This window comes from Niallia sp. FSL W8-1348, assembly GCF_038006745.1.
In the GTDB taxonomy this organism is placed as follows: domain Bacteria; phylum Bacillota; class Bacilli; order Bacillales; family Cytobacillaceae; genus Niallia; species Niallia alba.
Genome location: NZ_JBBOVV010000003.1, coordinates 172,242 through 186,553, shown reverse-complemented (window position 1 = coordinate 186,553; position 14,312 = coordinate 172,242). Strand labels below are relative to the sequence as shown.

At 34.9% G+C, this 14,312-nt stretch carries 10 protein-coding genes and 1 other annotated feature; of the genes, 9 read left to right on the top strand and 1 reads right to left on the bottom strand.

Annotated features, from left to right (window positions below):
* Positions 1-163: 163 nt before the first annotated feature.
* The 7 genes from NST60_RS23665 (at position 164) to dtd (ending at position 10,272) form a co-directional block, all read left to right on the top strand.
* Positions 164-463, top strand: a complete 300-nt coding sequence (locus NST60_RS23665) for a post-transcriptional regulator (RefSeq protein WP_016201674.1) — start codon at positions 164-166, stop codon at positions 461-463.
* Positions 464-842: 379 nt separating this feature from the next.
* Positions 843-3,095: a protein translocase subunit SecDF gene (secDF, locus tag NST60_RS23660; RefSeq protein WP_341100519.1), complete on the top strand. Its 2,253-nt coding sequence runs from the start codon at positions 843-845 to the stop codon at positions 3,093-3,095.
* A 475-nt stretch (positions 3,096-3,570) separates the two neighbouring features.
* Positions 3,571-3,870: a LapA family protein gene (locus tag NST60_RS23655; protein WP_341100517.1), complete on the top strand. Its 300-nt coding sequence runs from the start codon at positions 3,571-3,573 to the stop codon at positions 3,868-3,870.
* Between the two features lie 316 nt (positions 3,871-4,186).
* Entirely contained in the window at positions 4,187-6,550 is a 2,364-nt protein-coding gene (gene recJ, locus NST60_RS23650) for a single-stranded-DNA-specific exonuclease RecJ (RefSeq protein ID WP_224428360.1), read from the top strand.
* The gene (locus NST60_RS23645; protein WP_016201669.1) at positions 6,541-7,053 is read left to right on the top strand and encodes an adenine phosphoribosyltransferase; all 513 of its coding nucleotides are present in this window, start codon (positions 6,541-6,543) and stop codon (positions 7,051-7,053) included. The genes recJ and NST60_RS23645 overlap by 10 nt, the downstream gene beginning before the upstream one ends.
* Before the next feature lie 571 nt (positions 7,054-7,624).
* On the top strand, positions 7,625-9,820 hold the full coding sequence (locus tag NST60_RS23640; RefSeq protein WP_016201668.1) for a RelA/SpoT family protein: 2,196 nt from the start codon (positions 7,625-7,627) through the stop codon (positions 9,818-9,820).
* 11 nt (positions 9,821-9,831) lie between these two features.
* Positions 9,832-10,272: a D-aminoacyl-tRNA deacylase gene (gene dtd, locus NST60_RS23635; protein WP_341100512.1), complete on the top strand. Its 441-nt coding sequence runs from the start codon at positions 9,832-9,834 to the stop codon at positions 10,270-10,272.
* Between the two features lie 254 nt (positions 10,273-10,526).
* Here dtd and NST60_RS23630 read toward each other — a convergent pair whose 3' ends face one another.
* Positions 10,527-12,065, bottom strand: coding sequence for an N-acetylmuramoyl-L-alanine amidase (locus NST60_RS23630; protein ID WP_341100509.1), 1,539 nt, complete (start codon positions 12,063-12,065; stop codon positions 10,527-10,529).
* A gap of 208 nt (positions 12,066-12,273) precedes the next feature.
* Between NST60_RS23630 and NST60_RS23625 the strand changes: the two genes are divergently transcribed.
* On the top strand, positions 12,274-12,450 hold the full coding sequence (locus NST60_RS23625) for a hypothetical protein (protein ID WP_016201664.1): 177 nt from the start codon (positions 12,274-12,276) through the stop codon (positions 12,448-12,450).
* A gap of 235 nt (positions 12,451-12,685) precedes the next feature.
* Positions 12,686-12,919: a binding site (T-box leader), on the top strand.
* Between the two features lie 99 nt (positions 12,920-13,018).
* Entirely contained in the window at positions 13,019-14,293 is a 1,275-nt protein-coding gene (hisS, locus tag NST60_RS23620; RefSeq protein ID WP_016201663.1) for a histidine--tRNA ligase, read from the top strand.
* The last annotated feature ends 19 nt before the right edge of the window (positions 14,294-14,312 follow it).

Here is a 14,312-nt window from a genome sequence, read left to right as displayed (position 1 = left end):
CAACAGAGTGGACAAAGCATGACAAGGTTTTTAAAAAGTAGACGTGTTGATTGGAGAAGAGTCTATTTTTATTAGAGTCTATTCCCAAAAAAATGTTGCTTTCATAAAAGAGATTGCTCATGATTAAAGTAAGCATAAAATGACTGTAATGGAGTGAATATTAATGTCGTCAACACACATTTATGACCAATATCGTTCACAAGTAAAGCCTGTATTAACGAGCAAGATAGAAGAATTTCAATTACTTGGCTATGACACTATTAAAGAAGATGAACTGTGGGAATATTTAACGAATAAAAAGTGGAAAAAACCATCTGAAGATAGAAGAATTTCAGAATTAGTACAGGATATACTCCATGTAAAGGTTGCAGAGTATATGAACTATGCCACAATCGAGGCATATAAAACAGCAGACTTTTTTTCTGTACTATCAGAAGAAGAGAAAAAAGAATTATTGAAATAGGAAGTTTTCATTATTGGTTCCAATTTATAAAGCTTCCTATTATTTTTGTGCTAAGTTAGAAAGTCTTTTTAATGATTTGGAGAGGGATTAATCAAAGTCGTTAATTTTATGTGACAAGTATGAATAATTTTACTAGTATATTTTTCTATACAAATTGACAGTGAAGATAAACTGTTCCATAATGAGTTTATTCTAATAAGAGAAGAACTTGCTAATAGAAGTTACTTGAAAGAAGTGAGCGGCGAAAATAGAATAGCACCTAATTAAAAGGTTCATATTAAAGATGACATAATTTTGGGACAAACTATTAATGAATAGGGTCAGTAAGCCTATTTGGGGAAGTTTCTGCTTTGTATTTCATGAGGAGGATTAATACATAATGGTTAAACGCAGTAGAATTGTTGCCTTTTTCTTAATCATTGTCTTGGCGGCAGGATTAATGGGAGGTACAACAAATAAAATATTAGGTGACATTAAGCTAGGGTTAGACCTGCAAGGTGGGTTTGAAGTTCTTTATAAAGTAGAACCACTGGAAAAGGGAAAAGGAACAATTGATGAATCGGCATTAAAAAGTACTGCTCAAGCGTTAGATAAAAGAATTAACGTTTTAGGAGTAAGCGAACCGGTTATTCAAATTGAAGGAAAAGACAGAATAAGAGTTCAGCTTGCTGGTATTACCGACCAAAATGAAGCAAGAGAAATGCTTTCAACAGAAGCGAACTTAACATTTAGAGATATTCAAGACAAGAAATTACTTGATGGCTCTGATTTAGTTCAAGGTGGAGCTAGCCAAGAATTTGATCAGTATGGGAAACCTAGTGTTTCTTTAAAATTAAAAGATGCAAATAAGTTTAAAGAAGTAACGCAATCTGTTTTAGGAAGTCCATTGGTAATTTGGCTAGATTTTGAAGAAGGAGATTCCTACAGTGCAGAAGCTACGAAGGAAGAACCAAAATTCTTATCAGCTCCAATGGTAAGTGAAGTAATTAACTCCGATACTGTTTCTATAACTGGTAATTTTACAGTTGATGAGGCGACAAGGTTAGCAGAATTATTAAATGCTGGTGCATTACCGGTTAAATTGACTGAAGAATATTCAACTAGTGTTGGTGCCCAGTTCGGGGATCAAGCATTAAAGGATACTGTATATGCTGGTATAATTGGTGTAGGACTAGTATTTTTATTTATGCTCCTCTATTACCGCTTGCCTGGATTAGTAGCTGTCATTACATTGTCTATTTATGTTTATTTAAATCTGCTCGTTCTTGATTTAATGAATGGTGTATTAACCCTTCCAGGAATTGCAGCACTTATTCTTGGTGTTGGGATGGCTGTGGATGCTAATATCATTACTTATGAAAGAATAAAGGATGAATTGAGAGTAGGAAAGTCGCTACGCGCTGCATTTCAGGCGGGTAATAAAAATTCTATCGGAACCATTCTTGATGCAAACTTAACTACAATCATAGCTTCCATTGTATTGTTTGTTTATGGTACAAGTTCCGTAAAAGGATTTGCCACCCTCTTAATTGTCAGTATATTAGTTAGTTTTATTACTGCCGTTTATGGTTCTAGATTATTACTTGGTTTACTAGTTAAAAGTAAATTGTTTGATAAAAAAATTACGTGGTTTGGAGTCAATCGAAAAGATGTAAAACATAATAGCGAGAATTATGATACGTTGACATTGCCAACTAAATTTGACCGGCTTGATTTTGTGAAATATAAAAATGTGTTTTTTGCAATTTCTGGTATTTTAATTGTTGCAGGGATTGTAATTATGTTTATATTCAAGCTTAACCTTGGAATTGATTTTGCAAGTGGATCACGCATAGAAGTCATGGCAGATAAGGCATTAACAACTGCTGAAATTGAAGACCAATTGGACAAGCTGGATGTAAAAGCGGACGATATTATTATTTCAGGTGAAAAGCAAGAGATTGCCGCTATTCGTATTAAAGGGGATTTGAGTCAAGAGAAAATTAATACGATAAAATCAGAGTTTAAAAATACGTATGGGCATGATCCGAGCGTAAGCAGTGTATCACCAACTGTTGGTAAAGAATTAGCTAAAAATGCATTTTATGCGATAATATTCGCTTCTATTGGGATTATTATTTATGTAGCGATTCGTTTTGAATTATATATGGGACTTGCTGCAGTGTTAGCGCTACTTCATGATGCGTTCTTTATTATAGTAATTTTCAGTCTCACACGATTAGAAGTAGATATTACCTTTATTGCAGCGGTGTTAACGATAGTAGGTTATTCGATTAATGATACGATTGTTACTTTTGATCGTATTAGAGAAAATCTAGCGAAGAAAAAGCGTATAAAAACACCACAAGAGATTAAAGATATTATCAATACAAGTATTAGACAGACTCTTGCACGCTCAATAAATACTGTAGTAACAGTTGTAATTTGTGTTGTTGCTCTATTAATATTTGGTAGCAGTGCAATTACAAACTTCTCATTAGCGTTACTTATCGGTTTAATTGGTGGAGCGTATTCCTCTATCTTCATTGCATCCCAGCTTTGGTATGTATGGAAGAAGAAAGAATTAAAGAGAAAAGGTGTCTTAGTTACTTATAAAGAGAAACGTCCTATTTCTGACGAACCACAAGTATAATATAAATAGTTAGTTTTAGCCTGTCTCCTTTTAGTAGAGGAGGCAGTTTTTTTTGGCTGTTTTCAAAAGGATTGTTGTTTTTTCAATAGAAAAAAAGAATTAATTGGAAAAACGGAGCAGCCGGAATACACGAGGACGCCACGGGGATTAGCGAAACAGCCTGAGACCCCGGAGGCGAATCTGAGGAGGCTTAAGCTTAGCTCCACGGAAAATGAAGTGATATTCCGGCTGCGGGTAATCGCAACAAACTTTACGAAAACAGCCTTTTTTTTGAAAAGAAGAAAGTATAAGTATTTGAAATTAATAGGGAGCCTCTAGCACAAGCAGCCTACTGCCTAGTAAATATCAGGTTACCTCTTTTACGTAAGGAAACACGAAAAAGCTACGTTCTTTGTGTTTGCTTTTCTTGTTTATATTAGTGAGAATGTGGAAATTAGGGAATAATGAATAAAGTATAGAAAAAGGGGGGGAAGAAATGAAGTTTCAATGGAGTATGCTTTTAGGAATTATTTTCGCCTTAATTGTAGCGGTATTTGCAGTTATTAACGTAGATCCAGTGTCTGTTAATTATCTATTTGGTGAAGGACAATGGTCACTTATTTTAGTAATACTAATTTCTGTTCTACTAGGTGGGTTGATTATTGGCTCTGCAGGAATTATTCGCATCTATTCATTGCAGCGCAAGATTAAAACATTGGAGAAAGAAAAAAGAGAATTAGAACAAAAAAATGGTAGCAAAAAAGAAAATCCAAAGATTCTTACAGATTCAAAATAAAAAAGATGCCTGTTTGGAGATAGTTTGTTGTGATTCATTCCTTCGAATAATTTCTGTGCAGGCATTTTTTTAAGGTGTAAAATGATTAGTAATACATCTTTATTTAGTCCACTCTTACTGTCCGTGAAGGTCCGAATGGTTCAATTAACCATCAGTGGTGGAGGAAGGAAAACCCCCACTGATGGAAAATTTCCCTTTATGAGAATTCTATATGCTTTTAAAGTATTTACAAAAAAGGAAACCTCTATCTTTTCCATTCTTCTTGCATTGAAACGACTTCTTTTAACTTGTATAATAGTTAAATTGAGGTGATTGAATGTTACGTTCTAAAAAAAGATGGATAAAAGAAGAAGCTCCCAATAAAGAAAAAGCTTCCGAATTAGCGGAAGAATTAAAAATAGCACCACTAGTTGCCTCACTTTTAATAAAAAGAGGTTATTATACTACAGAAGAAGCAAAGGCTTTTTTATTTGATGATAATAATGAATTTCATGATCCGTTTTTACTTTTAGGAATGAATATAGCGGTTGAACGAATAAAGAAAGCAATTTCTAATAATGAATCAATCTTAATTTTTGGAGATTATGACGCCGACGGAGTAACCAGTACGACTGTAATGATGAAAACATTAGAAGATCTCGGTGCGAATGTGCAATTTTATATTCCAAACCGATTCACCGAAGGGTATGGCCCCAATGAAGGTGCTTTTCGTTATGCCAAAAGCATAGGGGTTCAATTAATTATTACTGTTGATACAGGTATTGCTGCAGTACATGAAGCACAAGTGGCAAAGGAATTAGACATAGATTTAATCATTACCGATCATCATGAACCTGGTCCAGTGTTACCAGAGGCACTAGCGATTATTCACCCAAAAATAGAAGGTAGTAAATATCCGTTTCGCGATCTAGCAGGGGTTGGTGTTGCTTTTAAGCTATCCCATGCTTTATATGGTAGTGTTCCTCTTCATTTATTGCCATTTGCAGCAATAGGAACGATTGCTGACCTTGTCTCCTTGACTGGGGAAAATCGTCTTCTTGCGAAAAAAGGAATCAAAGCATTACAAGAAACAAATAATATCGGTTTAAATGCATTATACCGCCAAATGAATGTAGAAAAAAATGCGATTAACGAAGAAACAATTGGATTTATGCTTGCCCCCCGAATTAATGCAATAGGAAGATTAGGAAGTGCTGATCCTGCGGTAGAGCTATTATCAACTGACGATCCAGAGCTTGCGAAAGAGCTTGCATTAGAAATGGAAGAAACCAATAAGGAAAGACAAGCCATTGTAAATCAAATCACAGAGGAAGCGATAGAACAAGTCGAACAAAACTACCCCTTGGCTGAAAATCGCGTTCTAATAGTTGGGAAAGAAGGGTGGAATCCAGGAGTAGTAGGAATTGTTGCTTCAAGATTGGTAGAGAAGTTCTACCGTCCAACGATTATATTAAGCTTTGATTATGAAAAGGGTGTAGCAAAAGGGTCTGCTCGTAGTATTGAAGGATTTGATTTATATCAAAATTTATCGACTTGTAGAGATATTCTGCCCCATTTTGGTGGCCATCCAATGGCAGCAGGAATGTCCTTGAAAATAGACGATGTAGATGTGCTAAGAAATAACTTAAACAAATTAGCCTTTGATCAATTAACGGAGGAAGATCTCGTGCCATTAACAAAGGTGGATGGCAGTTTTTCGATAAGTGACATTTCCATTCAGTCAATAGAGGATATGCAAATGTTGGCTCCGTTTGGTGTTGATAATCCGAAACCGAAGCTGACATTCTGTGATTTAGAAGTAGAGAACATGAGGAAAATAGGTTCAAATCAAAACCATTTAAAAATTTTATTAAAGCAAAATGAATTTGATTTGGATGGTATAGGGTTTGGAATTGGTGACTTATGTGATCATATTGCTCCAAATGCAAAAGTATCTGTATTGGGAGAACTTTCGATAAACGAATGGAATAATCGCAAAAAAACACAAATCTTTATTCAAGATATCGAGGTTTCTCATTGGCAGCTATTTGACTATCGAAGTTTGAGGAAAATGAATCATTTATATGATGTAGTACCTGAAAATGCTCATTGGATTTTCTTCCATCAAGACTCTGTTCCAAAGGATATGAATCAACAAGTCTCCTATCAGGTAATGGAAACGATAGAACAAGCAGCTTTTTTTGAGTCAGTCGATAATGCTATAGTATTAGCAGATTATCCGCCAAATATAGATATGTTAAAAACGTTGTTAGCGAACAATCAACCTGAAAGAATCTATGCTGTTTTTTATAAACAACAAAGTGACTTTTTTAGTACGATGCCAACTCGAGACCATTTTAAATGGTTCTATGCCTTTTTAGCGAAACAGGGGACGTTTCACCTCGGAAAATTCGGTGGAGAGCTAGCTAGAAGAAAAGGTTGGAGTAAAGAAACGGTAGATTTTATGTCAAAGGTGTTTTTTGAATTGAATTTTGTTACAATGAAGGATGGATTTATTTCATTGAATAAGAATGTACCGAAAAGAGATTTATCAGAGTCTATCTCTTTTCAACAAAAGCAGGCGCAATTTGAGCTAGAAAATGAATTGATTTATTCATCTTATGAGCAACTTAAAAATTGGTTTGATCTTATTCTAAAGAAATCCGTTAATAATGAGGAGGCAGTAAAAGAATGGATTTAAAACAATATGTTACCATCGTTGAAGATTGGCCAAAAGAAGGGATCAGATTCAAGGATATTACAACATTAATGGATAATGGAGAAGCATATAGATATGCAACAGATCAAATAGTAGCGTATGCAAAAGAAAAGGAAATTGATCTTGTTGTAGGACCAGAAGCAAGAGGCTTTATCATTGGCTGTCCTGTTGCTTATTCTCTAGGAGTAGGTTTTGCTCCAGTTCGTAAAGAAGGGAAATTACCTAGAGAAACAATTAAAGTAGAATATGGATTAGAGTATGGAAAAGACGTATTAACAATCCATAAGGATGCAATTAAACCAGGTCAACGTGTGTTAATTACAGATGATTTATTAGCGACTGGCGGCACAATTGAGGCAACAATTAAATTAGTAGAAGAGCTTGGTGGAGTTGTTGCAGGTATCGCATTCTTAATTGAATTATCTTATCTTGAAGGACGTAAAAATTTAGATGGATATGATATATTAACATTAATGGAATATTAATATATATATTTTTTCAGCTTGAAAAATTTTAAACAAAGAGCGCTTATAATGAGCGCTCTTTCAGTATGTAGACAAAAAGATTTTTAAAAAGTTAAATGGAATTTTTATGGGTTGCTTGGAGTGGAAGGGGTGAGACCCTGCAGGCCAAAGGCAGACCGCGGCTCAGCGCGAGCCCCACGGAAAGCGAACCCCTGGAGCGGAAAGTAACATCCCTCTTCAAAGGGACTAATAAATATGCTATATACAAACTTCTATTTTAAATAATTAGGGGTTTGTCTACAGTCTGAAAGAGCGTTTATAAAGAGCGCTCTTTTTTATTTTAAATGGGAAATAAGGAAATAAATTCATGAATTTTTATAAAAATCGCCTTTATTCGACATTTTTCTATGATTCTCCATAAAATTTCCTTCCAATCCCTTTACATTCTTCGTTTTTTTTTCGATAATAGTAATAATCATTCTAAAATAAATTTTATTCTTTTTTGTAATTTCGCATAAAAGTAGTAGGATAGAAAGAATGTCTAAAATATGATACATTTAAATAATATAATCGTGATATGAAAGGTGATTACATGGCGAATGATCAAGTATTAACCGCCGAACAAGTCATCGATAAGACTAGAGGATATTTAAACGGAGAGCACGTAGCTTTTATTGAAAAAGCCTATGACTATGCAAGAGAGGCTCATCGTGAACAATATAGGAAATCTGGGGAACCATATATTATTCATCCAATCCAAGTAGCAGGTATTTTGGCTGATTTAGAAATGGATCCAGCAACTGTAGCAGCAGGTTTTCTCCATGACGTTGTTGAAGATACGGAAATTACTTTAGAAGATATAAGTAAAGCATTTAACAGTGAAGTGGCCATGCTCGTTGACGGTGTAACGAAGCTCGGGAAAATTAAATATAAATCGCATGAAGAACAGCAAGCAGAGAATCATCGCAAAATGTTTGTTGCAATGGCACAAGATATTCGTGTTATTTTAATTAAACTTGCAGATAGGCTCCATAACATGAGAACATTGAAGCATTTACCTGCAGAAAAACAGCGTCGTATTTCTAATGAAACATTAGAAATTTTTGCCCCACTAGCTCATCGTCTTGGAATCTCCACAATTAAATGGGAACTAGAGGATACAGCATTACGCTATATGAATCCACAGCAATATTATCGTATTGTTAACTTAATGAAGAAGAAAAGAGCAGAAAGAGAACAATACTTAGATGAGGTAGTTACTGAAATTCGTGAAGGAACAGCAGAAGTAAATATACAGGCAGATATTTCAGGAAGACCGAAGCATATCTATAGCATTTACCGCAAAATGGTTTTACAGAACAAACAATTTAATGAGATATACGATTTGCTAGCAGTAAGAATTGTCGTAAATAGTATTAAAGATTGCTATGCGATATTAGGAATTATTCATACTAGATGGAAGCCAATGCCAGGGCGCTTTAAAGATTATATTGCCATGCCAAAGGCTAATATGTATCAATCTTTACACACAACTGTAATTGGACCGAAGGGTGATCCTTTAGAAGTGCAAATTCGTACCCAAGACATGCATCGGATTGCTGAATATGGGATTGCAGCACATTGGGCATACAAAGAGGGGAAATCAGTAAATGAAGGATCCTCACTAGAAGAAAAATTAACTTGGTTTAGAGAAATACTTGAATTCCAAGATGATATCGTCAATGCGGAAGAGTTTATGGAAAGTCTGAAAATTGATTTATTTTCCGATATGGTTTTTGTTTTTACACCAAAAGGAGATGTGTTTGAGTTACCTTCAGGCTCTGTACCAATTGACTTTGCTTACCGCGTTCATTCAGAGATAGGGAATAAAACCATTGGAGCTAAAGTAAATGGCAAGATGGTAACCCTTGATTATAAATTAAAAACAGGCGATATTATTGAAATCCATACGAGTAAACATTCTTACGGACCAAGTCAAGATTGGTTAAAGATAGCACAAACCTCTCAAGCAAAAAATAAAATTAGACAATTTTTCAAAAAGCAGCGCCGAGAAGAGAATATCGAAAAAGGCCAAGAATTAGTTGAAAAAGAAATTCGCAATATGGAATTTGATATCAAAGAAATTCTTACTCCGGATAATGTGAAGGCTGTGATTGAGAAATTTAATTTTATGACAGAAGAGGATATGTATGCAGCTGTTGGTTATAACGGAATAACTGCACTTCAAGTAGCAAATCGATTAACAGAAAAATGGCGTAAGAAAAGAGATGCAGAACAAGTATCTACCATAACAAATGCTGTTGCTGAATTAAAATCCTTTCCTAATAATAAAAAAAGTGCTTCAGGTGTTCGAGTAACTGGAATTGATAATTTACTCATCCGTTTATCCCGCTGTTGTAATCCAGTTCCAGGTGATGAAATAGTCGGATTTATCACAAAAGGAAGAGGAGTTTCTGTCCATCGTGCAGATTGTACTAATATTGATACAGACGATGCAAAAGCTCGACTAATTCCTGTTGAATGGGAAACGAATTTAAATAATCGTAAAGAATATAATGTTGAAATTGAAATAAGTGGCTATGACAGAAGAGGTTTATTAAATGAGGTTCTACAAGCAGTAAATGAATCGAAAACTAATATCTCAGCAGTATCTGGTAAGTCTGATCGGAATAAAGTCGCGACAATTAACATGAGTATTATGATTTTAAATGTAAATCACCTTCATAAAGTTGTAGATCGAATTAAGCAAATTCCAGATGTCTATTCTGTGCGAAGAATAATGAACTAAGGAGTATTAATGTGCGTGTCGTATTACAAAGATCAAAAGAAGCAAAAGTAGAAGTGGACGGAAAAGCAGTGGGGTCGATTGAGAAAGGTTTTGTTCTCCTAGTAGGCATTACCCATAGTGACAAGCTAGAGGATGTCAAATACCTTGCAGAAAAAATTGCTCACCTTCGCGTGTTTGAAGATGAGAATGGGAAGATGAATCAAAGCATTTTGGATAGTGGAGGAGCAATTCTTTCGATTTCTCAGTTTACCCTTTACGGAGATACCCGTAAAGGAAGAAGACCAAACTTTATGAATGCAGCAAAACCAGATCAGGCAAAAGAACTATATGATCAATTTAATATTCTTTTACGTGATCAAGGCTTAACGGTTGAAACGGGCATCTTTGGTGCCATGATGGATGTCCATTTAATTAACGATGGACCAGTAACTCTTATTCTAGATAGCAAATAAAATAAGCTTAAAGATAAAAAATCATAAAAAAGTTCTTTCAACAGATAATATTCTGTGAAAGAACTTTTTTGTTTAGAACTGATTAGAAATATGGAGCAGCCTAAATACATGTAGACTTATGGCGGGGATTAGCGATGCCTAAGGAGGCGAAAAACGTAGCCCCGTCGGAAGCAATGTTTATTCAGGCTGCGGGATATGCAACTCACAAATCATTATATTTGCATAATTTTAACTAACTAGTAATTTGGAGAACTTTAATAGCTAAAATAATTCTCTAAACCATGATAAATAGCTGTAGTAATGGTCTCTTGATATTTACTTGAAAGCAGTGTTTGTTCTTCAGCAGGATTACTTAGATAGCCTAATTCTAAAAGAGATGCAGCTTGTCTATTTTCCTTGAGTACAACAAACGTATTTTGTCTAACACCTCTGTCTTTTCGATCGGTTGCTTCAATGATACTTTTATGTAAGCTAGTAGCTAGTTTTTTTTGATTTGCTGTATAGTAATAGCTTGTGACGCCATTTACAGAGCTATCATTTATACTATCATAATGAAGACTGATAAAAGCATCTGCATGATAGAAATGGCTGATATCCACTCGATTTTGCAGTGGAATGAATATATCGTTAGATCTAGTAAGAATTACTTTTGCACCTGCAGTTTTTAGTTTGCTAGCAAGTAATTGGGCAGTACGAAGATTTAAATCCTTTTCTAGTGTACCAATTACTCCGATTGTACCGCTATCCTTTCCACCATGACCTGGATCTATTACGATCGTTTTTCCTTTTAAATCAGCTGAATTTGTAGCACTTGCAATTTGCTGATCTAAAGGGTCTGTTTCTTCTACAATCCATTCGGCAATATATCCAAATTCTCCATCTGAAAGTTTAATTTTATACCAATCATCGATTATTTCTACTGCTTGAAATGTTTCTCCATTATTGGCAACAAGTAAGACCTTTGAATTGACTGTTGCATCACTTCTGATGTTTGTTCTGTCGTATACAAGTTTGATTGTCTTATCTGTTTTTTTTCCTTTTCTGCTTTCGAGATCACTATTCTTTAGTAAATCTTTGTGAACCCAGCCGATATTACCAGAATATTGGATTTTTGCCCAATTAGATTCTTCTTCTATTATAGTAATTACAGTGCCTATGCTAATTTTACCAATGATTTCAGCACTTGTAGATGGATTACTCCGAAGATTGATCTGATCTTCTGTAACAGTCGCAATTTGCTGTTTAGGTTTTTCCGGTTCTCCAGTATCTGCTTGAGTTTGAGGATCCTTAAGCAGGAGATAATCATTATGGACCCATCCAGACCCTAAGTCCGTTTTTATTTGATACCATTCTCCATTAGTTGAAAGTATGGTAACTTCGATTCCTTTTCCTAAAGATGTAATAACTTGGTAATTGGTACCAGGACCTTTTCTTAAACGAAGACCATTTTCTATAATCGTGGCTTTGTTTGAAAGGGGAGTTATTTTTTCTTCTTCTATCGGTTTTTCTTCTACGTTTTCTCCATTTTTGGTTACTAAATAGCCGGCTACCCAACCAGTTAAAGAGGAAGTAAATTGAATTTCCAGCCAACCCTCTTCTTCTTTTATTAAGGGATACGCTTTTCCTATCTCCATTTTCCCAATAACGTTTTGATCAAGCCCTGGATTATCTCTAACATTTACTACTGTATTAGCTTGAACAGTTGATTGATTTTCTGCTGATACATATTGATTGTATGTAGGAATGAAGAAGATGCTTACTAAAAGTAATAGCATCCATCTTATATTCTTCAAACAAGCTACACTCCTTCCGTATATTGTCTAAAGATGACTAGTGTATTTTTGGGCCTATAAAAGAGAATTCTTCATTAGGAAGGTAGATTCCTTTATGATATTCTCTTTTTTTCTAATCAAATTTAGACAAGAAACTATTTTTTGGATGATATTTTTTAGCCACTCATGGTAATACTATAAAAAAATAACAGAAAAAAGGGTGAATTGCATGAGATTTGGTGAAAAAAGTTTATCAGCTGGTGAAATTGATTCCAAATTACTAGGCGTAGATTTTCACGATTTTATTCAAAGAGAAGGAAATTCCAATGCTGTGGAACTTGCTTCTGAATTTGGTTTATCATTAGGAGAAGTAAAAAAACTAAAAAAACAATTAGGGAAATCATAAAAGAACAGGGAAATCATTTTTGGCCCACTCTCAACGGAAAGTAAGACTCTGGACGTAAGCTTAAGAGAATTCGAAGAAAATAGGTTGGAGATTAACTGTCTAAAAGGTCCGAATAGTTCAACTAACTATCATTGTTGAATGAAGAAAAATCCCCTTGATGGAAGTTTCACTTTATAGCCTATTGACAATATAATCGTTCCTATTTATTATTAATTAGATAATAATAAATAATCAAGTAAAGCTATTGATCGAGAAAAGTATCTAAGAGACACATGAACAGAGAGGAAATGTCCATAAGGCTGCAAGCATTTCTACATGATGACTTAGAGAAAGAACACTCTGGGAGGCTTTCTTCTGAAAATATTGCTTCATTAGTAGGTAGAAACGTGAGCAGGCGTTAACTGCAAAGTGGAAGATTTATGATAATCTTCAATTAGGGTGGTACCACGGGAAGAATCTCGTCCCTTGTATTCAGATGGATGCAAGGGACGAGATTTTTTTTGTACAAACTATTACGGAAAAAGCACGAATAGCCGGTGCTTTCTAATATTAGGGAGGATACATAAAAATGCAAATTAATATTCCAAGAGGAACCCAAGATATATTGCCTGGAACAGTAGAAAAGTGGCAATATGTTGAACAGAAAATGAAGGAACTTTGTGAACGATATCAATATAGTGAAATCCGCACACCTATATTTGAACATACAGAGTTATTTCTACGAAGTGTTGGAGATACGACGGATATCGTGACAAAGGAAATGTATACTTTTGAAGATCGAGGAAAAAGAAGCCTAACATTAAGACCAGAAGGAACAGCAGCGGTTGTTCGTTCATTCGTAGAGAACAAAATGCATGGTTATGCTGCTCAGCCAATTAAGCTCTTTTATTTAGGACAAATGTTCCGTTATGAAAGACCACAGGCTGGTCGTTTTCGTCAATTTGTTCAATTTGGTGTGGAAGCAATAGGGAGTAAAGATCCAGCTATTGATGCAGAAGTAATCGCACTTGCTTATTCTGTTTATCAAACAATGGGACTATCTAAGTTGAAAGTGGTTGTAAATAGCTTAGGAGATAAAGAAAGCAGACAAGCTCATCGTGAAGCATTAATTGCACATTTTAAACCAAGCATCGGTGAATTTTGTCATGACTGTCAAACAAGATTAGAGAAAAACCCAATGAGAATCTTAGATTGCAAAAAAGATCATGACCACCCATTAATGAAATCTGCTCCATCGATCTTAGATTATTTAAATGAAGAATCAAAAACATACTTTGAAAAAGTGCAGAAATATTTAACAGCGTTAAACATTCCTTTTGTTGTAGACTCCAACCTAGTTAGAGGATTGGATTATTACAATCACACAGCTTTTGAAATAATGAGTGAGGCAGAAGGATTTGGGGCAATTACTACCTTATGTGGTGGAGGCAGATACAATGGCTTAACAGAAGAATTAGGTGGACCAGAAGCACCGGGAATCGGTTTTGCCATGAGTCTAGAAAGATTACTTGCTGCACTTGAAGCGGAAAAAATCGAATTACCTATTGAAAAAAAAGTGGATTGTTATTTAGTTTCATTAGGGGAAGAAGCGAAGGATTACACGGTAGGCTTATTATATGAGCTTAGACAAGCTGGTTTCTCTGCTGAAAGAGATTATCTTGATCGCAAAGTAAAAGCACAATTTAAAGCTGCTGACCGTCTTGGTGCTAAATATGTAGTTGTTATAGGAGAAGATGAGCTTCAAAATAACAAAATTAATGTAAAGCATTTAGAAACCGGGCAACAAAAAGAGATTGAATTAACGAATCTTGTAAGTGTACTGAAAGATTTTGGAGCTTTTTAATACAAGGAATCGTTTTATA

What these genes read in the sequence shown, in the direction of transcription:
- NST60_RS23625 (WP_016201664.1), top strand. Translation starts at nt 12,274, where the DNA reads ATGAGATTTGGTGAAAAAAGTTTATCAGCTGGTGAAATTGATTCCAAA.
- NST60_RS23655 (WP_341100517.1), top strand. Translation starts at nt 3,571, where the DNA reads ATGAAGTTTCAATGGAGTATGCTTTTAGGAATTATTTTCGCCTTAATT.
- hisS (WP_016201663.1), top strand. Translation starts at nt 13,019, where the DNA reads ATGCAAATTAATATTCCAAGAGGAACCCAAGATATATTGCCTGGAACA.
- recJ (WP_224428360.1), top strand. Translation starts at nt 4,187, where the DNA reads ATGTTACGTTCTAAAAAAAGATGGATAAAAGAAGAAGCTCCCAATAAA.
- secDF (WP_341100519.1), top strand. Translation starts at nt 843, where the DNA reads ATGGTTAAACGCAGTAGAATTGTTGCCTTTTTCTTAATCATTGTCTTG.
- NST60_RS23665 (WP_016201674.1), top strand. Translation starts at nt 164, where the DNA reads ATGTCGTCAACACACATTTATGACCAATATCGTTCACAAGTAAAGCCT.
- NST60_RS23640 (WP_016201668.1), top strand. Translation starts at nt 7,625, where the DNA reads ATGGCGAATGATCAAGTATTAACCGCCGAACAAGTCATCGATAAGACT.
- NST60_RS23645 (WP_016201669.1), top strand. Translation starts at nt 6,541, where the DNA reads ATGGATTTAAAACAATATGTTACCATCGTTGAAGATTGGCCAAAAGAA.